At 63.9% G+C, this 22,577-nt stretch carries 21 protein-coding genes; 12 read left to right on the forward strand and 9 right to left on the reverse strand.

The features are described from left to right. Nucleotides 1–46: 46 nt before the first annotated feature. The 4 genes from BJY26_RS07365 (at nt 47) to BJY26_RS07380 (ending at nt 3,998) form a co-directional block, all read left to right on the forward strand. Nucleotides 47–1,396, forward strand: a complete 1,350-nt coding sequence (locus BJY26_RS07365; protein ID WP_179429843.1) for an MFS transporter — start codon at nt 47–49, stop codon at nt 1,394–1,396. Between the two features lie 45 nt (nt 1,397–1,441). Next, on the forward strand, nt 1,442–2,692 hold the full coding sequence (locus BJY26_RS07370) for an aminopeptidase P family protein (protein ID WP_179426981.1): 1,251 nt from the start codon (nt 1,442–1,444) through the stop codon (nt 2,690–2,692). A 71-nt stretch (nt 2,693–2,763) separates the two neighbouring features. After that, nucleotides 2,764–3,543 carry an IclR family transcriptional regulator gene (locus BJY26_RS07375; RefSeq protein WP_179426984.1) on the forward strand — a complete coding sequence of 260 codons (780 nt, stop codon included), beginning with the start codon at nt 2,764–2,766 and terminating at the stop codon, nt 3,541–3,543. 50 nt (nt 3,544–3,593) lie between these two features. Continuing rightward, nucleotides 3,594–3,998 (forward strand): cupin domain-containing protein, encoded by a 405-nt coding sequence (locus BJY26_RS07380; RefSeq protein WP_179426985.1) that lies wholly within the window; start codon nt 3,594–3,596, stop codon nt 3,996–3,998. 12 nt (nt 3,999–4,010) lie between these two features. Here the strand turns inward: BJY26_RS07380 and BJY26_RS07385 are convergent, their stop codons facing one another. Next, nucleotides 4,011–4,679: a GntR family transcriptional regulator gene (locus BJY26_RS07385; RefSeq protein ID WP_179426987.1), complete on the reverse strand. Its 669-nt coding sequence runs from the start codon at nt 4,677–4,679 to the stop codon at nt 4,011–4,013. Nucleotides 4,680–4,853: 174 nt separating this feature from the next. Here BJY26_RS07385 and BJY26_RS07390 point away from each other — a divergent pair, with 174 nt between their 5' ends. Genes BJY26_RS07390 through purU form a run of 5 tightly spaced genes read left to right on the forward strand, consistent with a single transcriptional unit; the run spans nt 4,854 to nt 10,869 of the window. Further along, nucleotides 4,854–6,080, forward strand: a complete 1,227-nt coding sequence (locus BJY26_RS07390) for a sarcosine oxidase subunit beta family protein (protein WP_179426989.1) — start codon at nt 4,854–4,856, stop codon at nt 6,078–6,080. A gap of 15 nt (nt 6,081–6,095) precedes the next feature. Further along, nucleotides 6,096–6,386, forward strand: a complete 291-nt coding sequence (locus BJY26_RS07395) for a sarcosine oxidase subunit delta (protein ID WP_179426990.1) — start codon at nt 6,096–6,098, stop codon at nt 6,384–6,386. Between the two features lie 17 nt (nt 6,387–6,403). Continuing rightward, nucleotides 6,404–9,310 carry a 2Fe-2S iron-sulfur cluster-binding protein gene (locus BJY26_RS07400; protein ID WP_179429844.1) on the forward strand — a complete coding sequence of 969 codons (2,907 nt, stop codon included), beginning with the start codon at nt 6,404–6,406 and terminating at the stop codon, nt 9,308–9,310. Beyond that, nucleotides 9,303–9,971, forward strand: a complete 669-nt coding sequence (locus tag BJY26_RS07405) for a sarcosine oxidase subunit gamma (protein WP_179426991.1) — start codon at nt 9,303–9,305, stop codon at nt 9,969–9,971. The genes BJY26_RS07400 and BJY26_RS07405 overlap by 8 nt, the downstream gene beginning before the upstream one ends. 1 nt (nt 9,972) lies before the next feature. Beyond that, nucleotides 9,973–10,869, forward strand: a complete 897-nt coding sequence (purU, locus tag BJY26_RS07410; RefSeq protein WP_179426992.1) for a formyltetrahydrofolate deformylase — start codon at nt 9,973–9,975, stop codon at nt 10,867–10,869. Nucleotides 10,870–10,902: 33 nt separating this feature from the next. Here purU and BJY26_RS07415 read toward each other — a convergent pair whose 3' ends face one another. The 4 genes from BJY26_RS07415 to BJY26_RS07430 all read right to left on the reverse strand — a co-directional run bounded on the left by BJY26_RS07415 (nt 10,903) and on the right by BJY26_RS07430 (nt 14,548). Continuing rightward, nucleotides 10,903–11,685, reverse strand: coding sequence for an SDR family oxidoreductase (locus BJY26_RS07415; RefSeq protein WP_179426993.1), 783 nt, complete (start codon nt 11,683–11,685; stop codon nt 10,903–10,905). A 10-nt stretch (nt 11,686–11,695) separates the two neighbouring features. Continuing rightward, nucleotides 11,696–12,193 carry a MarR family winged helix-turn-helix transcriptional regulator gene (locus BJY26_RS07420; protein WP_179426994.1) on the reverse strand — a complete coding sequence of 166 codons (498 nt, stop codon included), beginning with the start codon at nt 12,191–12,193 and terminating at the stop codon, nt 11,696–11,698. Beyond that, the gene (locus tag BJY26_RS07425) at nt 12,183–12,932 is read right to left on the reverse strand and encodes an SDR family NAD(P)-dependent oxidoreductase (protein ID WP_179426995.1); all 750 of its coding nucleotides are present in this window, start codon (nt 12,930–12,932) and stop codon (nt 12,183–12,185) included. The genes BJY26_RS07420 and BJY26_RS07425 overlap by 11 nt, the downstream gene beginning before the upstream one ends. A 95-nt stretch (nt 12,933–13,027) precedes the next feature. After that, complete coding sequence (locus tag BJY26_RS07430) at nt 13,028–14,548, reverse strand: arylsulfatase (RefSeq protein ID WP_179426997.1); 1,521 nt, start codon at nt 14,546–14,548, stop codon at nt 13,028–13,030. 100 nt (nt 14,549–14,648) lie between these two features. On the opposite strand from BJY26_RS07430, the gene BJY26_RS07435 reads away from it, so the two are divergent. Beyond that, entirely contained in the window at nt 14,649–15,440 is a 792-nt protein-coding gene (locus BJY26_RS07435) for a thioesterase family protein (protein WP_179426999.1), read from the forward strand. 218 nt (nt 15,441–15,658) lie between these two features. On the opposite strand, the gene BJY26_RS07440 is transcribed toward BJY26_RS07435, so the two are convergent. Then, nucleotides 15,659–16,975, reverse strand: a complete 1,317-nt coding sequence (locus BJY26_RS07440; RefSeq protein WP_179427001.1) for an MFS transporter — start codon at nt 16,973–16,975, stop codon at nt 15,659–15,661. Nucleotides 16,976–16,987: 12 nt separating this feature from the next. Then, on the reverse strand, nt 16,988–18,085 hold the full coding sequence (locus tag BJY26_RS07445) for an alcohol dehydrogenase catalytic domain-containing protein (RefSeq protein ID WP_372465384.1): 1,098 nt from the start codon (nt 18,083–18,085) through the stop codon (nt 16,988–16,990). 180 nt (nt 18,086–18,265) lie between these two features. On the opposite strand from BJY26_RS07445, the gene BJY26_RS07450 reads away from it, so the two are divergent. After that, nucleotides 18,266–19,021, forward strand: coding sequence for a GolD/DthD family dehydrogenase (locus BJY26_RS07450; RefSeq protein WP_179427005.1), 756 nt, complete (start codon nt 18,266–18,268; stop codon nt 19,019–19,021). Here BJY26_RS07450 and BJY26_RS07455 read toward each other — a convergent pair. Then, entirely contained in the window at nt 19,006–19,473 is a 468-nt protein-coding gene (locus tag BJY26_RS07455; protein ID WP_179427007.1) for a protein-tyrosine phosphatase family protein, read from the reverse strand. The genes BJY26_RS07450 and BJY26_RS07455 overlap by 16 nt on opposite strands. Before the next feature lie 180 nt (nt 19,474–19,653). Between BJY26_RS07455 and BJY26_RS07460 the strand changes: the two genes are divergently transcribed. Further along, complete coding sequence (locus BJY26_RS07460) at nt 19,654–20,010, forward strand: hypothetical protein (protein ID WP_179427009.1); 357 nt, start codon at nt 19,654–19,656, stop codon at nt 20,008–20,010. 27 nt (nt 20,011–20,037) lie between these two features. Here the strand turns inward: BJY26_RS07460 and BJY26_RS07465 are convergent, their stop codons facing one another. Next, nucleotides 20,038–22,554 (reverse strand): ATP-dependent Clp protease ATP-binding subunit, encoded by a 2,517-nt coding sequence (locus tag BJY26_RS07465; RefSeq protein WP_179427011.1) that lies wholly within the window; start codon nt 22,552–22,554, stop codon nt 20,038–20,040. Between the last annotated feature and the right edge of the window lie 23 nt (nt 22,555–22,577).

Raw genomic sequence — 22,577 nt, forward strand, 5'->3', positions numbered from 1 at the left:
ACCAGTCATGCGCAAGGTCACGAAGTCCCCGCCGCCACACGACGAAATGCTGCAGCCCTCGTTGCACGGCAACGGAGCAGCCGCCAGCGGACACGAGGCTTCCCAATCGGAGGCCGCCGACGGGCAGAGGAACATTCTGCGACGCGTGGTAGCTGCCAGCTTCATCGGCAATTTTGTCGAATGGTTTGACTACGCGGTCTACGGGTATCTGGCGATCACGATTTCCGCAGTCTTCTTCCCGGAGTCCGTCGGGAGCGCGGCGTTACTCGGCACGTTCGCAGTCTTCGCAGTGTCGTTCATTGTCCGGCCGCTCGGCGGGTTCATCTGGGGACATATCGGCGATAAATTCGGCCGGCGCACGTCTTTATCGATCTCAATCATCATCATGTCCTTCGCAACGTTCGCCGTCGGCCTGTTGCCGAGCTTCGACATGGTCGGGTATTTTGCGCCCGTCTTGCTGCTAGTGGTGCGGCTCGTTCAGGGGTTTTCCGCCGCCGGCGAATATGCCGGCGCCTCGGCCTTCTTGGTGGAATACGCGCCCCCGCGTCGCCGTGGACTATTTGCGGCAGTCGTTCCGGCCAGCACCGCAACGGGCCTGCTTCTCGGGTCGCTGATAGCCGCGCTCCTTTTCGGCATCTTGAGCACCGGCCAAATGGAGAGCTGGGGCTGGAGACTGCCGTTCTTCCTGGCGGCACCAATGGGGCTCATCGGCCGGTACATCCGCACGAAGCTCGAAGACACCCCGGCGTTCCGCGAATTGGCACAGGACGACGACGTCGTCAAGGCACCGGTGCTTTCGATGTTCCGAGACTACTGGCGCCCGTTGGTGATTGCGATGTGCGCAGTGCTGCTGAATGCCGTCGGATTTTATGTCGTGCTGAGCTATATGCCGACATATCTCACCACGGAACTGGGCTTCGGCGAGACCGAATCGTTTATTGCCACCACAATCGCCTTGCTGACGTACGTTGGCTTCATCTTCATCACCGGGCTTGCATCCGATCTGATCGGACGCAAGCGGATGTTGATCGCTGCAGCGGTAGTTTTCATCCTGTTCACAGTGCCCGCCTTCATGCTTCTGGGAGTCGGCAACTTCGCCGTCGTCGTGATCATTGAAGTGCTGTTGGGGGCAATGCTCACTCTTAACGACGGCACGCTGCCCAGCTTTTTGGCCGAAATGTTCCCGACCAAGATTCGTTACAGCGGCTTCGCAGTCAGCTTCAATATGTCGAACGCGCTTTTTGGCGGCACCGCTCCGTTCATGGCGACCCTATTGATCGGTGTCACGCATTCACGACTTGCGCCGGGCTGGTACCTGATGCTGGCCGCAGTCGTGTGTCTGGCTGCGGTTCTCTGCGCCAAGGAAACCTCGCACGAGCCGTTGCGAGAGACCTGAGAATTTTCCCGACAAATCAACTCACTACAACACGAAGGAGAAATCATGACTGTCAACACTTCGGCCACCAACGTCGGAGAACTCGAACGTTTGAAGGTTCTGCATAACGGGTCAAAGACGAAGCTGACGTTTTCGGACGCCGAGATGGAGCGCCGCTTGGCCGGACTGCGCAGGATTATCGCCGACAAGGACTTGGACGCCGTCATCCTGACGTCGTATCACAACATCAAGTACTACTCGGACTTTCTCTTCACCTACTTCGGGCGCTCGTACGCCATGGTTGTCACGCCCGACGACACCGTGACGATCACGGCCAATATCGATGCCGGCATGCCGTGGCGGACCAGTTATGGCGAGAACATCGTCTACACCGACTGGCGACGCGACAACTACCTCTATGCCATCCAGGAAGGTCTGCGGCAGCGCGGCGTCAACCCGCGGCGCCTCGGAGTGGAAGACGATAATCTGCCTCTGGCGGGTCGCAATAAAATCCAGGCAGCGTTCGAAGGCGCCGAACTCGTCGACATCGCGCAGGCGGCAATGCGCCAGCGCATGATCAAGTCGGCCGAAGAAATCGAGGTCATAAAGCACAGTGCGCGTATCGGTGATCTTGGCGGGGAAGCCATCAAGGCGGCCATCACCGAGGGCATCACCGAATACGAAGTCGCACTCATCGGTACCGAAGCCATGGTGCACGAAATCGCCAAGACGTTTCCGGAGCAAGAGGTTCGGGATACGTGGGTGTGGTTCCAATCGGGCATCAACACCGACGGCGCTCACAACTGGGCCACCACGAAGAAGGTGCACAAGGGCGACATCCTGAGCCTCAATTGTTTCCCGATGCCGTCCGGCTACTACACGGCACTCGAGCGGACGTTATTTTACGGCCAGCCCGACGAGCGATCGCTCGAACTCTGGAACGTCAATGTCGAAGTGCACAAGCGCGGCCTGGAGTTGATCAAGCCGGGCGCCGTCTGCAAGGACATCGCCGCCGAGCTGAACGAGATTTACATCGACCACGGTCTGCTGGCCAACCGGACCTTCGGTTACGGTCACTCCTTTGGCGTGCTCAGCCACTATTACGGACGCGAGGCGGGTTTGGAGCTGCGCGAAGACATCGACACGGTGCTCGAACCCGGCATGGTCGTCTCCATGGAACCGATGATCACGGTGCTCGACGGCCAGCCGGGCGCCGGAGGCTATCGCGAGCACGACATCTGTGTCGTGGGCGAGGACGGTTCGGAGGACATCACGAAGTTCCCGTTCGGCCCGGACCACAACATCATCCCGGCCTAGGTACGGTTGGCGGGCGTTCGGACACGGATGGGGCGCCCGCCGACTCCGGTCGAACGGAATAGGATCGACGCATGCCTCGACGAAGTACGACAACCGACAGTGCCGGCCGTGGCCCCTCGGTGATCGAGAATACGGTAGCGATTCTCCGTTGCTTCGCGCCCGACCGGCAAGAGCTCGGAGTTTCCGAGATTGCTCCAAAAGTCGGACTGCATAAGAGCACCGTCTCGAGAATCCTCGCTTCGCTTGAGCGGGAGGGGATCGTCGAGCAGGGGGCGAGCCGCCGGTACCGGTTGGGGCTCGGCATCATCGCCATCGCCGGGCCGCTGTTGGCCGACCTCGACGTGCGCCGAGCCGGCTATTCGATCTTGCAGGACTTGACCGAAGCCACCGGTGAGACAAGTGCCCTCATGGTGTGGAACGGCAGTGAATCAATCACCGTTGAGCAGATTCCCAGCTCCCATCAGGTCAAGCACACGTCCAGCCTGGGGTCGCGGTATCAGACGGCGCTCAGTGCGTCGGTACAGGTCTTCTTGTCGGGGGAGGATGCCGACCGCACGCGCGAGTTGATTGATGGCGGCATCGTCCGGGGGCTGGGCGACGCTCCAGCGGCGGACGACTATTTACACAGGCTTGCCGAGGTCGCCAAGCGTGGTTACGCGGTCAATTATGCCGAAACCTCGCCCGAGGAAGTTGGCGTCGCGGCGCCGATCTGCGATCATCGCGGCGCGATAGTGGCTGCCGTGCTCATCCCTGCGCCGCGATTCCGGGTGGACGAAGACTGCGTCGTCAGCCTTGGCGAAAGCTGTATGAAAGCCGCCCACCACGTGACACTCCGCCTTGGCGGGCACTGACGAGCCGGCCGCCGTCGATTGAGCTCGTCGATACCAAAGGAGGAGGGCCCATGCTTGAACGTGCAGGTGAATACTCATTCGACCACGCGCTGCATGGCGGCAGTGGATCGATGAATGTGCAATGGCATTTCTTCGACGAAAGCCGGCTGCCCGTGGCCGTCCAGACCTGGACGCTGCCGCCCGGCGCCAGCGAGGGTTTGCATTCGCACGATCCGGACACCGAACCGCTCGACGAGCTGTATCTCGTGATTACCGGGAGTGGACGCATGCACGTCGCCGACGGCGTGTATGACATCGGCCCGGGCGATTCCGTTCTCACGCCGGCCGGGATCTCCCACGATCTGGTGAACACGGGCGACGACGAGCTACGGGTGGTCGTTGTCTGGGGCAAACCGGGGGAGGCCGACTGGACGCGGTTCGGCACCGCCCGGAAGGCGCGGGCCGCTCGGGGCTGATGATCCCGGAGGCTAGAGAACGGTGCGAATAGCGTGCTGGAAATCCGCGACGTGCGATGTCGTGAGATCGACGGCCAGATCGGCGTCGCCGTCCGCAATGGCACGAAGCAGCTCGGTGTGTCCGCGCACATGCCCGGATACCGGCGGCATCTTGTCCAAGACCAGGAACCAGATCCGCACCGCCAAATTGTCGTAGCGGATCAGCACATCTTCCAAATGGCCGTTGCCTGTCGCAGCGTACACGGCCCGGTGGACGTCGATATCGAATCGCATGATGTCGCTTGCGCTCATTGAATCCATGTCGAGAGCGGCGATCCGGTCCGCCAGTTGCCGCAGCCCGGTACGAGCGGTCTCGGAAGCAGAGTCGGCCGCGCGGCGAGCGGCCAGCGGTTCGAGTGCCAGTCGGATCTCCGAAATATTGCTGAGCTCGGTGATATCGACGATTGTCGCGAAGGTGCCGCGCCGCGGGTACGTCTGCACCAAGTGATCGTGTTCCAGTCGTTTGAGCGCTTCGCGCAGTGGTGTGCGTCCGACCTCGAGCTCCGTCGCGAGAATTCCCTCGTTGATCGGCTCGCCCGGGCGGATTTCGAGGGTGATCAGCATGTCGCGTACGCGTCGGTAGGCGGACTCGGCGAGCGACAGCTCGTTGTGCGTGGTGGCCGCTGAGGTGGAAATCCCCATTCGCCGTCCTTCCTGCTCTTGACTTGTTGTGGTGTCGATCATATCGTCGTAACTGATATATCAATTGTATGTCACTCGTTGTTCAGGAGGAATCGTGACGGTCAGCTCTGAAACCACGGCACGTGAGGTCGAATTGCACTGCCGGCAAAACACGCAGCCGAACGGACGGAACTCATGAGTGCAATCGCCGAAGAACTACCGGAACAGCCGGACTTCCTTTGGCACAACCCGAGCCCGAAGAAGTCGTACGACGTCGTCATCATCGGCGGCGGCGGGCACGGACTGGCTACCGCGTACTACCTGGCCAAGAACCACGGCATCACGAACATTGCCATCCTGGAACGCGGTTGGCTGGCCGGCGGCAACATGGCACGGAACACGACGATTATTCGATCGAACTATCTGTGGGACGAAAGCGCCGCCATCTACGAGTACTCGATGAAACTCTGGGAAGGGCTGCAAGAAGAACTCGACTACGACTTCCTCTTCAGCCAGCGTGGCGTCATGAACCTGGCGCACACCCTGCAAGAAGTGCGTGACAGCCAGCGCCGTGTGTTTGCCAACCAGCTCAACGGTATCGATGCCTCGTGGATCGAGCCCGATGAGATCAAGGAGCTGTGCCCGCCGTTGAACACTTCCGACGACATCCGGTACCCCATCATGGGTGCCACGTGGCAGCCGCGCGGAGGAATCGCCAAACACGATCACGTCGCTTGGGCTTTTGCCCGCGCCTGCGACAGGATGGGCGTCGACATCATCCAGGGATGCGAAGTCACGGGCATCGTCAAAGACGCCGGTCGGGTGACGGGCGTCGAAACGACCCAGGGACGGATCAATGCCGGGTCGGTCGGAATGGCAGCTGCCGGACGTAGTTCCTTGCTGGCCGAAATGGCAGGGTTTCGACTGCCGATCCAGTCACATCCGCTACAGGCTCTTGTATCCGAATTGCACGAGCCGGTGCACCCGACGGTCGTCATGTCCAACCACGTGCACGTTTACGTTTCGCAAGCGCATAAGGGTGAGCTGGTGATGGGCGCAGGTGTCGACTCCTACAACGGATACGGCAACCGTGGATCGTTCCACATCATCGAAGAGCAGATGGCCGCCGCCGTCGAACTCTTCCCGATCTTCGCCCGTGCGCACGTGTTGCGCACTTGGGGCGGTATCGTCGACGTCACTCTCGATGCGTCGCCGATCGTGAGCCGGACTCCGTTCGACAACCTGTACGTCAATTGCGGTTGGGGCACCGGCGGATTCAAGGGCCTGCCGGCCGCTGGGTACACATTCGCCCACACCATCGCCACCGGCGAGGCCCATCCGCTCAATGCCCCGTATTCACTTGACCGATTCACCACCGGTGCACTCATCGACGAGCACGGCGCTGCCGCCGTTGCTCACTAACGAGGAAATGACGACATGCTGCTCATCGACTGCCCGTACTGCGGGCCGCGCAATGAAAACGAATTCACCTACGGCGGCCAGGCCCACGTGCCCTATCCGGAGGACCCGTACGATCTCACCGACGAGGCCTGGGGCCAGTACCTGTTCTACCGCGACAACCAGCAGGGCGAATACGCCGAACGTTGGGCACATGCGGCCGGATGTCGCCGCTGGTTCAATGCCATCCGCGATACGCGCACCTATAAATTCCTGGCTGTCTACCCGATGGGTGCCGGCCGTCCCGAACTCGCAGGAGGCACCCGATGAGCGTCCCGACTCCCGAAATCCGCGCCGTCTCCCGGCGCTTGCCCGACGGCGGGCGGATCGATCGGACCGTCACGTATGAGTTGACCGTCGACGGCGTTGCGGTCACGGCGCATCCCGGCGACACGGTGGCATCCGCGCTACTGGCCTCGGGGCGCACCTGCGTCGGCACGTCGCTCTATCGACACCGCCCACGCGGAATCGTCACGGCCGGTATCGAAGAGCCGAATGCGTTGATCCGGATCCGTACCGCCGGAAGCGTCGCGGAATCGATGCTTCCGGCCACCGTCGTGCCGGCCGCCGATGGCCTCGAAGTAGAAACTCTTACCGGCCGCGGCCGACTCGACCCGGACCCCGACTCGGACTTGTATGACAAGAAATTCGTGCACACCGACGTCTTGGTCATCGGCGGGGGGCCGGCCGGGCTGGCTGCCGCGGCCGAGGCAGCGGCCACGGACGCCCGCGTCATCCTGCTCGACGAGCAAGCCGAACTCGGCGGGTCCTTGTTGTCCGGCGGCGATAGCATCGACGGTCTCCCGGCGGCCGATTGGGTGGACGGCGTCCGCCGCGACTTGTCGTCACACCCGGAGACGACGGTACTGCCCCGCACGACCGCGTTCGGCAGCTACGACGGCAATTTCGTCCTCGCCTTGGAGGATCGCAGCGCCGAAGCGGACAGACACGGTGCCCGTGCCGCCGGCGTCTCGCGGCAGCGGGTGTGGCACATCCGCGCCCAGCAGATCGTCATCGCCACCGGCGCACACGAACGGCCGCTGGTGTTTGCAAACAACGATCGGCCCGGCGTCATGTTGGCTTCGGCCGCGCGTAGCTATGTCGGCCGGTACGGAGTAGCGGTTGGCGATCGCGTCGTCGTGGCCACCACCAACGATTCGGCGTACGCGACGGTGTCGGTATTACGCGACGCCGGCATTGACGTGGCAGCCGTCGCGGACTCTCGCGAGACGCTTTCCGATGCGGCCGCGGCCGCCCAAGACGCCGATGTTCGAGTGCTCACCGGAACCGCAGTGGTCGATACCGTGGCCGCGCCGGACGGAACCGGCCGCGTGGCCGGAGCCGTCCTCGGCTCCCTGAGCCTCGACGAGCCCGGCGAGACGGAAGCGGTCGATTGCGACACGGTGGCAGTCTCCGGCGGGTGGAGCCCCGTCGTTCATTTGCACAGCCAGCGGCAAGGCGCACTGACGTGGAACGACCGGCTTTGCTCGTTCGTGCCGGACACGGCGGTCGACGACCAACAGGTCATCGGTGCGGCTCGCGGCGACTACCGGTTTGCAGACATCCTGGGCTCGGCGCGCGCTGCCGGAGCCGCTGCGGCAGCGCGCGCAGGCTGGGGCGACGCTGCCGAACCGACGCTCGGTGCGCCGCGCGGGGACGGCGTCACCCGGCCGCTGTGGCTGGTGGCGAACCCGGCGGATCCGAATCAGTGGGACAACCACTTCATCGACTTGCAACGTGATTCGACGGTGTCCGACGTGTTGCGTGCAACCGGTGCCGGTTTGCGGAGCGTCGAGTTGGTCAAGCGGTACACGACGCTCAGTACGGCCAGCGACCAGGGCAAAACCTCGGCGGTCAACGCGATAGGCGTCATCGCCGGCATCTTAGCCGGAGGCGAAGGGGCCGACGTGGGCATGGGCGATGTCGGCACTACCACCTTCCGCGCCCCCTACGCCCCCGTCGCCTTCGCTGCGCTGGCAGGGCGCGAACGCGGAGAGCTGTTCGATCCGGCCCGGCTGACGTCGATCCATGAATGGCACGTTGAACACGGCGCCGTCTTTGAAGACGTCGGCCAATGGAAGCGCCCCCGCTACTACCCGCAGGACGGCGAAGACATGGACGCGGCAGTGAATCGTGAATGCCTCGCCGCACGGAACAATGTCGCGTTTCAGGACGTGACGACACTCGGAAAGATCGAGATCTGGGGCAAGGACGCAGCCGAATTCTTAGGCCGCATTTACACCAACGGCTTCAAGAAGCTGGTGCCCGGAAAAGGCCGTTACGGAATCATGTGTACGGCCGACGGGATGATATTCGACGACGGTGTCAGTTTGCGCATTGCGGATGACCGCTACTTCATGACGACGACGACCGGGGGAGCGGCACGCGTGCTCGACTGGCTCGAAGAATGGTTGCAGACCGAGTGGCCCGAGTTGGACGTGCACTGTACGTCGGTCACCGAGCAATGGACCGCGATAGCCGTCGTCGGACCGCGTTCACGGGAGGTCGTCGCCAAAGTCGCGCCCGAGCTGGACGTGTCGCAGGATGCGTTCAAATTCATGGAATTCAGGACGACGACACTGGCTTCCGGTGTGCCGGCACGCATTTGCCGTATCTCGTTCAATGGCGAACTCTCGTTCGAGATCAACGTGGCCGGTTGGTACGGGCGCAGCGTGTGGGAAGACGTCGCCGAGGCCGGAGCAGAATTCGACATCACGCCATACGGTACCGAGTCCATGCACGTGATGCGCGCCGAAAAGGGACTCATCATCGCCGGCCAGGATACCGATGGAACGGTGACGCCGTACGACGCCGGGATGGGCTGGATCGTGTCCAAGCTGAAGGACTTCGTCGGCAAGCGATCTTTCAGTCGGGCCGATCAAGAGCGTACGGGACGCAAACAACTCGTCGGCCTATTTCCGGCGGACAAGTCGTTCCGCCTTCCCGAGGGGGCGCAACTGGTGGAAAGGGGCACGCCGATCACGCCGGAGGAAGGTCCGGTGCCGATGATCGGCCACGTGACCTCGAGCTACTTCAGCTCCAACTTGGGCCGGTCGTTCGCGTTGGCGTTGATCAAGGACGGCCACCACCGTCTCGGCGACATCGTGACGGCACCGGTGAACGGGGTCCTGATGGATGTCGAAATCACCGACAGCGTCTTTTACGACAAGGAAGGAACGAAGCGAGATGGCTAGTACCACTTTCGAACAGGCACCGGAAGAAGCTGCGCCGAAGGTCGCAGGTGGCCCCGCCGAATTGCGCCACAGTCCGGCCGAGCACCTGGCCGAACAGTTCGCGCGCTACTCGTCGACAGGGCCGGACGGCGTGAGCTTGCGGGAGATTCCGTTCGTCACGATGATCGCGGTGCGCGTCGACCCGGGCGGAGCCGCAGCAAGCTCAATGGCCGATGTCCTCGGCGCGCGGCTGCCGGTTCGCGGCGGTCTGGCGGCGGCGGGCGAGAAATACTCGGTGTTGCCGCAGGGGCCCGACGAGTTCATCGTCGTCGAGAACTGCTCCGCCGACGCCGACGAGGCGATGGACCCCGTCGATCCGCTTGATGCGCTGACCGCGGCGCGGGATGGTGGGCCCGGTCTTGTCGCAGACGTCTCGGCGAACAGGACAACCTTCGAACTGTCCGGACCGTCGGCCCGTGCCGTGCTGGAAAAGAGTTGCGCCATCGACTTGCACCCTCGTGCATTTGGCGACGGCGCCGTGGCTTCGACGATGCTCGGTAAAACGCCGGTGCTGCTGTGGCGCGTCGGAGATGCGTTTCATGTGATGCCGCGGTCGTCGTTCGCCGATTACCTGGGCCGCTGGCTGCTCGATGGCATGGCCGAATTCGCCGAGGCAGCCTGATATGACGCTCACGACCACCGATGCCGCGCATACGGCAGCCCGGCAGGCAGCCGAACACGTCCTGACTCTGGACTGCGAGGAAAGCCCGGGAATCGTCAGCGCCGTCTCGGGATTCCTGGCCGGGCACGGCTGCGACATCATCGAGAACAAGCAGTTCGACGACTGGCGCGCGCGGCACTTCTTCATGCGCGTCCACGTGGCCTCGGAAGGAGGTTCGTCGGATATCGACACGCTGCGAAAGGCGTTCGAACCGATCGGCGAGAAGTTCGAAATGCGCTGGAAGCTTGAACGCCGCGACACCAAGCCGCGCATCGTGATCATGGTCTCGAAGTCCGGGCACTGCTTGGCTGATCTGCTTTATCGGTCCCGGATCGGCGAGCTGTCCGCCGAGATTGTGGCAGTAGTGTCGAACCACCGGAACCAGCAGGAACTGACCGAGTGGCACGGTGTCCCGTTCCACCACATTCCGGTCACCAAGGACACGAAACCCGAGGCCGAGGCCCGCCTTGAATCGCTGCTGGACGATCTGGATGTCGAACTCGTCGTCCTGGCCCGGTACATGCAAGTGCTCAGCGATGAGCTCAGCGCTCGGCTGTCCGGCAAATGCATTAACATCCACCATTCGTTCCTGCCGGCGTTCAAGGGCGCCAAGCCCTATCACCAAGCCTATGAGCGCGGCGTGAAAATGGTCGGAGCGACGGCGCACTACATCACTGCCGACCTGGACGAAGGTCCGATCATTGCTCAGCAGGTCATCGACGTCGACCACACGTACGGGCCCGAGGACCTCGTCGCCATCGGCAGGGACGCCGAGGTCGCTGCACTGACCAGAGCGGTCCGGTGGCACTGCGACGGCCGTGTGTTCGCCGCCGGCAGTCGCACGGTAGTCCTGCGGTAGCGCCCATCGGCTACGCTCGGCCGCGCAGCTGCGTTACCACACGGAATCGCCGCGCGTGACGGCGTCGTAGCCGCCGTCCACAAAGACGACTTGCCCGCAAAGATGGGAGTTGTCCTCGCCGAGGAGCCAGGACAGCAGCCGCGCCGCCACGACGGGATCCATCGGGCCGTTCAACGGCATCGGCACCTGCTCGGTGAGCCCGGCGCGCCCTTCGGGGGTCGCCACAAGTTCGGCGGTCATCGGAGTGAGCACGACTGCCGGCGCAATGGCATTCACGGGGATGCCGGCCCCGGCCCATGCCTCGGTCGGTGCAGTGCGCCGGATCCAGCGCGCCAGCGCACGCTTGCTCGACGAGTAGATGTGGTACGCTTCGGAGCCGCCGCGTTCTTGCAACGCATCGGCTCGCCGCAGGCTGGCAGGTTCGTCGCCGGCCAGCATCGAGTCGACAAGGGCGTCATCGGCCGATTGGATCGAGGCCATCGAGGCGACGGCCGCTGCTCGCGGCGCTGCGGACTTCAACAGGAGCGGGCGCAGACCTTCGAGCGTGGCGATCGTGCCGAAGTAGTTGACGGCGGCGGTCGCGGCGATCGGTGCGTTCAAGCCGGCGATGGCCGCCACGCCGTCGACGACGCCGCCGGAGAGCTCGCCGACTTCTCGGCCCATGCGCTCGCGGTCGTCGGGCTTGGTCAAATCAACTGTGACGTCGGCGTCCTTCAGGTCCACGCCGATGGTGCGGTGCCCGGCTTCGCCGAGCAATTCGGCTGTCGCCTTGCCGATGCCGGAAGCGGCGCCGGTGATGACGTAGGTACGTGTCATGCGTGTGTCCTTACCGTGAGATGTCGGGATTGAGTGCTTTGGCGTAGGCAGCGGCGTCGCGCTCGAAATCGGCGAGTAGCCGGCCGAGTTCGCGGCGGTCGGTATCGGTCCAACCGCCGAGTATTTCGTTCATCATCGCGTCGCCCCGGCGGACGAGGTCGGCCATGAATTCCCTGCCCGTGGCGGTCAAGTCCAACAAGGATGCGCGACTGTCGTGTGGATCGGCGGACTTCGCGATCAAGTCACGGGTTGCCAAATGCGAGCTGATCTTGCTGATATTCGATGCGCCGACACGTAACCGCGCGGCCAACGCCGAGGGTCGCATCGGGCCGCCCCGAGCCAATACGGTGATGGCAACGACACTTGTCGGTTCGAGGTCGTGCCCGGCCGAGTGCGACAGGGCGCCGATGAACCCGTCGGACCCCCACATGGCGAATACGTCGAGCAGGGCCGCCAGCGGCTGCGACCGGTACGGAAGCGGCGACATCGAGTTCGTGTCATCCGGCATGGATCGTGCCCCCATCGACCGGGATGGTGACTCCGGTGATGAACGACGCCTCGTCCGAGAGCAGCCACGCTACCGCGTCAGCGATTTCTTTCGGCTTCCCCAGCCGCCTCATCGGGACTTTTGCGGAGTAGCCGGCCTTGTCTTCGTCCGGCAATGATGCCAGCGCGGCCGTTTCGATTGCTCCCGGAGCGACGGCGTTGATGCGAATTGCCTCGGTCGCGTATTCAATAGCAGCCGACTGCGTCAGCGAGACGACGCCGTGCTTGCTGGCGCCGTACGGAGTGAGATTCGGTGTCGAGTCCAATCCGGCGATCGACGCGACGTTGACGATGTTGCCGCCCGTTGAGGCGATGAAGCTGCCGAGTTCGGCCCGCATGGACAACCAGGTGCCGCGTAACGTGACGGCCATTGCACGATCCCATTCCTCGACGGTGACCTTGTTCAAGCGTTTCGGCATGGCTCCGACCCCAGCATTGTTCACGGCCAAGTCCAGTCCGCCGAATGTGTCAATCGCGAATTCGATGAGTGCCGCTACGTCATGCTCGTCGGCAACGTTCGCGTGACGATAGGCGGCCTTCCCGCCGGCCGCGATTATTTCGTCGACGACTGCGTGCCCCGCTTCGTCGTTGACGTCGGAGACGACCACTGCTGCGCCGTCGCCGGCCAATCGCGCTGCTATTGCGGCGCCGATCCCCGCGCCGGACGCCGTGACCAACGCCGTTTTGCCATCAAATCTCATTAGAGCCCCTTCAGAATTTACTGTCGTAACGACAGTATATTCCTAATGGGCTCGGGTGACGACTCAGCGGTCGGACACGGCTTCGAGTCGGCCGCCTACCGCGGCCGAACCGAATCATCCCCGTAGCCGGGAACGCCTGCTTCGGCCAACCGCGTACGGGTGTGCCCGAGGATCTCGACGGCTGCCGCGCCCGCCACCAGGTCGCCGTCCCGGACGAATCCCTCCTCACGCCCGGTCAGATCGCCGATCAACCGGCTGCGCCACAGGTCGCGAAGTTCGGCGTGCTCCGGGTCGTCTGCCAGGTTCCGCAACTCACCCGGGTCGGAATCCAGATCGAACAATTCGTCGGTTCCCCATCCCGACGCCCACAGATATTTCACGTGCCCATCCGTCACCCACTGCAGCGACTGGCCGAACAATGTGTGCTCGCCGTGCAACCAATCGCGCCAATCGTGCACCTGGTCGCCGCGTAAGAACGGCACGAGAGACCGGCCATCGCAGCTCTCCGGCACCTCGAGTCCGGCCAGGTCGAGCAGCGTCGGCGCGATATCGCGTAGTTCGACGACGTCGTCGACCACCTGATTTTTGCCGACGCCGTCATCGTTCGGGGCGCCGGCCACGATGAACGGCACATGTGCCGAGCCCTCGAACCCGACTCCCTTCCGGTACATGTCGTGGTCGCCCATCATCTCGCCGTGATCACTCGTGAACGCGATGACCGTGTTGTCGTAGACGCCGAATTCCATCAACGTCTCCACCAGCCGATTGATCTGCAGATCGACATGCGCCATCGAGCCGTAATAGCCGGCCCTCGCGCGGTGGCGCACGCCCGGCGCGAGAGTTCCGACGAACGTCGTATGATCGTCGTCCGAACGCACCGAATCGTAATGGTGCTCCCAATTGCCGACCGGGTGCTCCCGCTCGGGAAGATCCATGTACGTGTCGAACGCCCACTGCGGCGGATCATACGGCGGGTGCGGCCGGTGGAATGACAAATACAAGAAGAACGGCTTCGTCGGATCGCGGCGGTACAGCCAATCGACAACCTGGCCGCCCGCCCAACTCGTCGGGTGCAGCCGCTCAGACTTGTCCCACGGCCGGGCGACAACGGAATTGCAGCAGACGCCGTGATCGAAATAGTCCTCATCCGGACTGACGCCCGGCTGGCGACGGAGCCACGGCACGTAGTCGTCGAAGTAGGGAAAGTTGCGGCCGTGCGCTCGGCGCGCAAAATGCAAAAACCCATCGTGCAGAACGACGTCGTCAAATCCGGAACGGGACCGTTCGGGGAACACGTGCATCTTGCCGATCGCTTGCGTGTGATAGCCGGCCTTGCGGAACTCGCCCTGGAGCGTGACCGGATGTGCCACATCGAATGGCACGCCGTCCGTGTACCCCACTCGTCCGTGCCGTTCTTGAGACTGCCCGGTGAACAGTGCGACCCGGGCCGGCACGCACGTCGGTGTCGCCGAATAGCCGTTGGCAAATCGGGTGCCCCGGCGCGCCAGGTCGTCGAGATGCGGCGTCTGCACGTGCGGGTGTCCGGCCGCGGAGAGACAATCGCCGCGCCATTCGTCGACGCAGACCAGTATGACGTTCGGCCGGGTGTCGGGCATCGGAACAAACTCCTCGCATGTGGGATCGTCGGCGGTGGCGCCATCTTGCGACGACCCTACCGCGTGCCGGGCTCGCCGCGGGCGCCCGTAATCTGGCGTAGTGACTTCCGCACCCACCAGCTACTTCTCCCACCTGGACTCGACGACGTATCGTCCCACCACGCTCACCGGCGGCGCGTGGACGCCGACCGAGCAGCACATCAGTCCAATGGGCGGGCTCATCGCGCACGCTGTTGAAAAGTTCGTTGCGGCCCGCGGTGACGACGGACGGCAAATCTCGCGCCTGAGCATCGACATCCTCGGTGTGCTCACCCTCGACGACTTCGACGTGAGCGTGGACGTCGTCCGGCCCGGCAAGACGGTTGAGCTGCTCGAGGTGACTGTGACGTCGAATGGCCGCGCCGCCGTCCGCGCGCGGGTATGGCGGCTCGCGTCGGCCGACACGTCGAGTGTTGCCGGCGGAGAACCGGACAGGCTGCCGGCGCCGGAGACCATCGAACCCTGGCCGCTGACATCGGTGTGGCCCGGCGAATACATCCAGTCGCTCGAGCTGCGCGCCGTCCGCGACCCCGAGCCGGGGCGCGCCACGGCGTGGATCGCCAGCAGGGCGAAATTGGTGGACAACGAGAGAGTCAGCCCACTGGCCGAGTACCTCGCCTTGATCGACACGACGAACGGTATTGCCGTGCGCCAATCGCCGGACGAATGGCTATTTCCGAATTTGGACCTGACCATCCACTTGCATCGGACGCCGTCCGGCCCCTGGGTGGGACTGGACACGTCGGTCGTGTTCGGCCCGGAAGGGGTCGGGCTGACGTCGACGGTGTTGCACGACGTCGACGGCCCGGTCGGGCGCGCCGAGCAGTCGCTCACGCTGCGCCCGCGGACCTGACCCTTCGCGTCGAGCACGGGCGCCTGCCCCGCCGCGCCGAGTGGTGGCCAGTGGTCGTCTGAAGGCGGATTTCGCAGCCGTTCGCCACCACTCGATTTGGGCGGGCAGCCGTTCGCCACCACTCGATTTGGGCGGGCAGCCGTTCGCCACCACTCGATTTGGGCAGGCAGCCGTTCGCCACCACTCGATGTCCCGCCGACGCCGCAGAAAACAGCCGATTACGTTGCGTCCGCGGGGCTTGTCTCCAGGTCGGGGTCGGGATCGTTCTTCGGCACTGCCAGGAAATACGACATCACGAACGCCGCCCCGTAGAGCACAACGAACGCCCACACGGTGCCGACGCCGCCGCCCCACGGCCGCACGATCGCCACAACCGCGGAGCCCAGGAACGCCGCGCCCCCGGCAGCAGTCGTGTACATGGCCATTGCCGCACCCTTGTGCTCGGGAGTTTGCGCCGGCATGATCGCGCCCATTGGCACGAATCCGGCCAGCAAGACGCCGAACGAGATGCCGCCGACCAAGGAAAGATAATAGCCCCAGTCCGATCCGGCCGGCACGAGATGCGGCACGTACCACCAAGCAAGCAGGCCGAGGGACGACCCGAATATGCCGAACCAGCGCACGGTGCGCACCCAGCCGAACTTGTCGCCCACGTACCCGAACACGGCGTTCACGATGATGTTCGACGCATAGACGACGACCGTCATGGTCAGCCACCGGCTTTGGCCCCAGCCGAGCTGGTCGGCGATGACCGTCGGCAACACGATGAACATGCCGTACTGCGGTGCCGTGTTGATGAGCCTGATGAGGAAGCCCATCAAGATCTTCGGCTCGCGCCCGGTCAGCAGGACACCGGAGAAGATCACCTTTGATGCGGAGTCCTCTTTCGGCGCCAGGCGCCGGCTGCCGTGCGGTTCATGGACGCCGAACCAGGCCACCAGGAATCCGGCCAGGACGAGGAACGACGAGAGCACCATGCTCCACGTTTCACCCGTATACCCGCCGGTGAACGCCGGAATGGTGAACACGGCAATGAGCGAGCCCAAGGTGGGAAGTCCGCCCGTGAACATCACGTAGAACCAGCCGACCGCCGTTCCGTTCCGGCTGTACGGCGCAACCGCGTTGATCCACACCAGGAACGAGAAGGCAAACAACGGGTAGCCGAACCCGCGCAGGAAGTAGGTGATGAAAATCAGCGGAACCGACGCGATCGACAGGCTTGCCAAGAACAACGCCTCGAAGACGATCCAGACGATGAAGCCCAGCAGCATGATCCGCCGTGGACCGAAAAGGTCCGACAGTGCGCCGGACAAGTACGAGCCGATCAGCACGGCGAGGCTGTACATGCTGATGATGACCGCGACGATGTTGGCTGTGTTGTCGCCGAGCGCGTGCACCATATGCGGCTCGATGAAGTTCGACTCGACGCCGTTGCCGGTCATGAAGATCAGCACTGCCAGGAATCCCCAGCGAAGCGAGTGGGGAATGCCCACTCGATCGAGACGAGTCTCGGGACGGGGAACAGTTGAGCTCATGAGGCGACCTTCCTATTTCGCGCCCGCAGGCAGCAACGAGACTTTGACCGAGCGGCCGCTCGTGTCGCCGACCAGATCGAGCGCGGCCTGGAAGTCCTCAAGCGGAAACTGATCCGTGCAGATGTCGTCCATCGGCAGCCGGCCGGATTCGATCATGGCGATCGCCGCCGGCCAGCAATGCGGGCCGAGATGGGCGCCGCGGACATCGAGTTCTTTGTCGTCGCTGATGATTGACCAATCGACTGTGACATCCGAGCCGAAGACCGAATATTCGACGTACGTGCCCAGCTTCCGCAGCAGTCCCAGGCCTTGCCCCACAGCCGACGGATGTCCGGTGCTTTCGATGTAGACGTCCGCGCCGTAGCCGTCCGTGAGGTCCCGGACGACTGTGACGGCGTCCTGCGTGGCGATGTTGACGGTGACGTCGGCGCCGCACCTCCGGGCAAGCTCCAATTTCTCGTCGACCATGTCGAGCGCCACGACAGTCATCGGGTTTTTCGATTTGGCTCCGGCGATCATCCCCAGGCCGATGGGGCCGGCACCGGCCACCACGACGACGTCCTCGAATTGAATGTTTGCGCGCTCGACGCCGTGCAGCGAACACGACAGGGGCTCGGCAAATGCCGCATGGGCAGGAGGCAGATCCTTGCTGATCTTGTGCGGAAGCGCGATCTTCGGCACGACGAGGTACTCGGCCATCGCGCCGGGCGTGGCGCGTTTGAACCCGAACATATCGTGCGGGGCGCACATCCAGTACTGGCCGCGCCGGCAATAACGGCAAGTGCCGCACGGGACTATTTGCTCGCACGTCACCCGATCGCCGAGTTCGACCCCGTGGTGGGTCAGCGCTTCGTCGTCGGCCTGGATGATCGTGCCGGCGAATTCGTGTCCCGGCACCACCTCGGACTCGGCCCACGCCGGCCGGTTCTCGTCACCCCAGAATTTCGCTGCTCCGTGATAGCACTTCAAATCCGAGGCGCAAATTCCGACGCCGTCGACTTTGAGGAGCATCTCGCCGGGCCCCGGCGTGGGGACCGGCAGTTCTTCGAGCCGGTAGTTCTCGGGGCCGTGGCATACGACCGCTTGCATGGTGGCGGGAATGTCTTGCATCATCTGGTTCCTTCTATGGGGTGTTACGCGCCACACTATGCCGGTCAGATCGTGTGTCAATAGAGGGGTGCATCCGCGCGGACGGCGCGATCGACGCTGCTAAACATCCGTTTACGCGAGGGGTGCACAGTTGTACGATTGCCGAACATTCTCGGGGCTGACGAAGGGAGATCGAGAATAATGGATGAGCAGATCGGATCGGAATTCTCCGGGCGCGCGGCGGTTGTGACGGGCGCCGCAAGCGGGATCGGCAATGCCGTGGCCAAGCATTTCGCCGAGCGCGGTGCACGGGTGGCCGGCGTCGACTTGAGCGATGACGTGGGCCGGGCCGTTGCGGAACTCCCGGGATCGGGTCACATCGCCATCCAGGCCGACGTGACCGCGGACGACGCGCCGTCCGGCATCATCGCGGAGGTCGTCCGGCGGCTGTCGGCAGCTGACATTCTGGTCAACTCGGCGGGCATCGTCCGGCTGGCGAAGGCGCTCGACATGGACAAATCCGACTGGAACTCGACAATGGACGTCAATCTGACTGCCGGTTTCATGATGGCGCAGGCGGCCGGGCGGGAAATGACGAGCCGTGGCTACGGCCGCATCGTGAACCTGGCCTCGCAAGCATCGGTCGTATCGCTCGACAAGCACGTGGCGTATTGCGCCAGCAAGGCTGCCATCGTCGGGATGACGCGCGTGTTGGCCGCCGAGTGGGCCGACACCGGCGTCACGGTGAATGCGGTCTCGCCTACAGTCGTCGAGACGGCGCTGGGGAAGAAGGCCTGGGCGGGCAAGGTCGGTGAGGACATGAAGGCGAAGATCCCCGTGGGCCGCTTCGCCCAGCCGGACGAAATTGCCGGGCTGATCGGCTATTTGGCCGGAGAATCGGCGGCCATGGTGACCGGCGAGAACGTGGTCATCGACGGCGGCTACTCGATAGTGTGAGCCGAGGCGCGGGACTTCGCCGGCCCGGTGCGCCGCAGCATCCAGGTCAGGCCGCCGGCGATCAGGCTGAAGACGATCAACACGAAAATGCGGCCCACGACGGCGATCGGGTTGAGGATGCCGAAGATGTGCACGCCGCCGATCATGTTGAAAAACGCGCCGAGCCACATTCCGACGACCGCGCCGTCGTAGGCATTCGGACGGAACACGTTCGTGACGCCGCCGCGTGCGTAGCGGTACACGGCCATACCGATCAGCACCAGAAACGCGACGAGTGCGATGTAGCGGGAATTGTGTGCGCTGAGAATTGTCGGGATCAGCACGATGGCGCATGCTGCCGCTGCCATGACGCCTCCGACGAACCGGTCGTGCAGCGTGGCAGGTGAATTCTTCTCGGCCGCGCGCTCCCGTTCCACATAACGCTCGCGCTTGGTCGGTTGATCGCTGGTCATCGTGTCCCTCGCGTCCTTATCGGTCGGCACCTTCAAGTCTAGCCGTCCGGGCCGGTTCCGGGCGTACGATGAAATCAGTGGATTCGTCTGCGGGGAGATGACACGCATATGTATGCCGGTGCCGGTCAGTTAGTCACAGCACGAGGGCAGCGCTCGGCATCGCCGTCCCGGCCGGCATCGGTGACGTGGGCCGTGCGGCTGATGAAACTCGGCGCCGTCGTCAGTTTCGGCAGCCTGCTGGCGGCGTTGGAGGCCGCGGGCGAAACGGCTCCGACCTGGGCCATGCTTGCCGCGACGGAGGTCGCCTTGTGGCTCGTCATGACGAGACAAATCGCCGGCGGACGGGCAATGGCCCGCTTTTTTGGCACAGTGCTTGCCGTCTTGAACGTGCTCTTCACCATCGGCATGTTCGCCGGTGAACCGCAAAGCGCCGAACCCGCTCCGCTGGTTGCCGCGCTGTTCCTCGGCAATGCGGTATTGGGTTCGGCGATCGTCGGCATGCTGTGGACGCCGACCGCCGAGCCGCACTTCGATTGACGAAGCCGCTTCGGCGATCGGCGTCTCTCAGGCAGCGATCGGACGGGCCACCCGGACGGCGAGCCGGTCGCCGTCCGCGCTCACCTCGACGCGCTGGCTTTCGTGCAGTTCGGAAGCGACGAGCAACTCGGCGATCCGGTCGTCCAGTTCGCGCTGTATCACGCGGCGGAGCGGCCGTGCGCCGTATTCGGGCTGATAGCCGTGCTCGGCGATCCAATCCACCGCCGAATCGTCCACCCGCAAACCGAACCCTTGGGCATGCAGCCGGCGTTCGGTCAATTGCAGCTGCAGTCGCACGATTTCACGCAGTTGCGCCTTGTCGAGCTTGCTGAACAAGACGATCTCATCGATGCGGTTGATGAATTCCGGCCGCATTGTCTCCTTCAGCCGACCCATCACGCGGCTCCGCACTCGTTCGGTGCTGCCGGCGTCCTCGCCTTCTGGGGCGAAGCCGATGGTGCCGATTTGGCTTGTCAGGAACTCCGAGCCGAGGTTCGACGTCATGATGATGACGGTATTGCGGAAGTCGACGGTGCGGCCCTGGCCATCGGTCAACCGGCCGTCCTCGAGCACCTGCAGCAGCAGGTTGAACACGTCCGGGTGGGCCTTTTCAACCTCGTCGAGCAGCACGACCGAATACGGACGCCGGCGAACACGCTCGGTCAGCTGGCCCGCCTCGTCGTAGCCGACATAGCCGGGAGGGGCCCCGACCAGGCGGCTGACGGTGTGGCGCTCGCCGAACTCGCTCATATCAAAACGCGTCATGGCGTCTTCGTCGCCAAAGAGGGATTGCGCGAGCGCCCGGGCCAGTTCGGTCTTCCCGACGCCCGTCGGTCCGAGGAACAAGAACGAGCCGACCGGCCGATTCTCGTCACTCATGCCGGTGCGGCTGCGGCGCACCGATTTTGCGATGGCCGTGACGGCGTCGTCCTGACCAATGACGCGGCCATGCAGATCGTCTTCCAGATGCGCCAGCCGGGCACGGTCGGTCTCGGTCAGCTGCGCCGCCGGAATTCCCGTCGTCCGGGAGATGACTTCGGCGATCTGCTGCACGTCGACGGTACGGTTCCCGTCGTCGGCAGCGGTATCAGCCTCGGCGATTTTCGCGCTCACGCGCAGGGCCTCGTCGCGCAGCCGCGACGCCTCTTCGTAGTTTTCTTCAGCCACCGCCGCCGATTTCGCGGATTCCAGCGACTCGATCTCGCTGTTCAGTGCGGCCACGTCGACGCGTGGGCCTCGTCGCAACGTGAGCCGTGCACCGGCCTGGTCGATCAAGTCGATCGCCTTGTCCGGAAGGAATCGGTCCGAAATGTACCGGTTCGACAGCTCGACGGCTGCGCGCACTGCTTCATCGGTGTAGTGGACGCCGTGGTGGTCGGCGTACCGGCCGGCGAGACCGGCAAGGATTTGAACCGCATCCTCGACGTTCGGTTCGTCGACGTGAATGGGCTGGAATCGGCGTTCAAGAGCCTGATCCTTTTCGACCTTGCGGTATTCGGCGAGCGTCGTCGCGCCGACCAGGTGCAGGTCGCCGCGGGCAAGCCGGGGCTTGAGAATATTGCCGGCATCCATTCCGCCGTCACCGCCGGCCCCGGCGCCCAGCACCGAGTGAACCTCGTCAATGAAGACGATGTATTTGCCCTTGCCTGCCGTGATTTCGTCAATGGCCTTCGTCAGTCGTTCTTCGAAGTCGCCGCGGTACTTGGTGCCCGCCAGCATGGCCGGCAGATCGAGGGAGATGACGCGCTTGTCCTGTAATTGGGCCGGTACATCGCCGGCGGCAATCAACTGGGCGAGCCCTTCCACGATTGCGGTCTTGCCGACACCGGCTTCGCCGATCAGCACCGGATTGTTCTTGGTACGACGTGCCAGCACCTCGACGGCCTGGTCGATCTCATCGGCGCGGCCGATGACGGGATCGAGTTGGTCGCTCTCGGCCAAGGCCGTCAGATCCACGCCGAACTGGTCGAGAGTGGGCGTGTTCGAGTCGTTGCCGGCGCCTGGCCGTTCACCGGTCGCTTCTTGCTGCTGTCCGGCAGCGAGGTTTTGCGGCGTCACCCCTTCGGCCGCGAGGACCCGACCGGCCGAGGACTCCTGACCGAACAGGAATGCCAAGAACAAGTGCTCCGGTTCGATATACGTGGATCCATAGCCGCGGGCAACCCGGTAGGCGTCGAACAACGATCGTTGCATGGCCGGTGTGAGCGACGGATTGCCCGATGCCGGGCCTTCGGAGGTTTCCGGGAGGCGCTTTTCGGCGGCCAGGGCGACGGCTTCGGGCGAGCCGCCGGCCGTGCGAATGTGGCCGGCGATGGCCTCGTGCTGGGTCATGGCGTACAGCACGTGCAGGACGTCGACATCGGCGTGGCCGTGAGCGATAGCGTACTGCGCGGCGTCTCCGAGCAATTCGTGAGTGCTGCGGGTGAGGAGCTTGGTGATGTCGACCGGGCCGCCCGGCGCATCGGCTTGCCGGCCCTGCAGGAACCGGGCAAGGAAGTCTTCGAAGTTTCCGCCCTGATCGGCCGGACCGAAGAACGTGGGCATGTAGCCTCCAATAAGTTTCTTGA

Origin of the sequence: Spelaeicoccus albus, from assembly GCF_013409065.1 — a bacterium.
Classification (GTDB): domain Bacteria; phylum Actinomycetota; class Actinomycetes; order Actinomycetales; family Brevibacteriaceae; genus Spelaeicoccus; species Spelaeicoccus albus.

Bases quoted from the DNA above. Each gene is read 5' to 3' on its own strand.
- BJY26_RS07450 (WP_179427005.1), top strand. From the start codon at position 18,266: ATGGATGAGCAGATCGGATCGGAATTCTCCGGGCGCGCGGCGGTTGTG.
- BJY26_RS07385 (WP_179426987.1), bottom strand. From the start codon at position 4,679: ATGGGGATTTCCACCTCAGCGGCCACCACGCACAACGAGCTGTCGCTC.
- BJY26_RS07445 (WP_372465384.1), bottom strand. From the start codon at position 18,085: ATGCAAGACATTCCCGCCACCATGCAAGCGGTCGTATGCCACGGCCCC.
- BJY26_RS07455 (WP_179427007.1), bottom strand. From the start codon at position 19,473: ATGACCAGCGATCAACCGACCAAGCGCGAGCGTTATGTGGAACGGGAG.
- BJY26_RS07430 (WP_179426997.1), bottom strand. From the start codon at position 14,548: ATGCCCGACACCCGGCCGAACGTCATACTGGTCTGCGTCGACGAATGG.
- BJY26_RS07380 (WP_179426985.1), top strand. From the start codon at position 3,594: ATGCTTGAACGTGCAGGTGAATACTCATTCGACCACGCGCTGCATGGC.
- BJY26_RS07440 (WP_179427001.1), bottom strand. From the start codon at position 16,975: ATGAGCTCAACTGTTCCCCGTCCCGAGACTCGTCTCGATCGAGTGGGC.
- BJY26_RS07365 (WP_179429843.1), top strand. From the start codon at position 47: ATGCTGCAGCCCTCGTTGCACGGCAACGGAGCAGCCGCCAGCGGACAC.
- BJY26_RS07405 (WP_179426991.1), top strand. From the start codon at position 9,303: ATGGCTAGTACCACTTTCGAACAGGCACCGGAAGAAGCTGCGCCGAAG.
- BJY26_RS07415 (WP_179426993.1), bottom strand. From the start codon at position 11,685: ATGACACGTACCTACGTCATCACCGGCGCCGCTTCCGGCATCGGCAAG.
- BJY26_RS07370 (WP_179426981.1), top strand. From the start codon at position 1,442: ATGACTGTCAACACTTCGGCCACCAACGTCGGAGAACTCGAACGTTTG.
- BJY26_RS07375 (WP_179426984.1), top strand. From the start codon at position 2,764: ATGCCTCGACGAAGTACGACAACCGACAGTGCCGGCCGTGGCCCCTCG.
- BJY26_RS07465 (WP_179427011.1), bottom strand. From the start codon at position 22,554: ATGCCCACGTTCTTCGGTCCGGCCGATCAGGGCGGAAACTTCGAAGAC.
- BJY26_RS07425 (WP_179426995.1), bottom strand. From the start codon at position 12,932: ATGAGATTTGATGGCAAAACGGCGTTGGTCACGGCGTCCGGCGCGGGG.
- BJY26_RS07390 (WP_179426989.1), top strand. From the start codon at position 4,854: ATGAGTGCAATCGCCGAAGAACTACCGGAACAGCCGGACTTCCTTTGG.
- BJY26_RS07395 (WP_179426990.1), top strand. From the start codon at position 6,096: ATGCTGCTCATCGACTGCCCGTACTGCGGGCCGCGCAATGAAAACGAA.
- purU (WP_179426992.1), top strand. From the start codon at position 9,973: ATGACGCTCACGACCACCGATGCCGCGCATACGGCAGCCCGGCAGGCA.
- BJY26_RS07420 (WP_179426994.1), bottom strand. From the start codon at position 12,193: ATGCCGGATGACACGAACTCGATGTCGCCGCTTCCGTACCGGTCGCAG.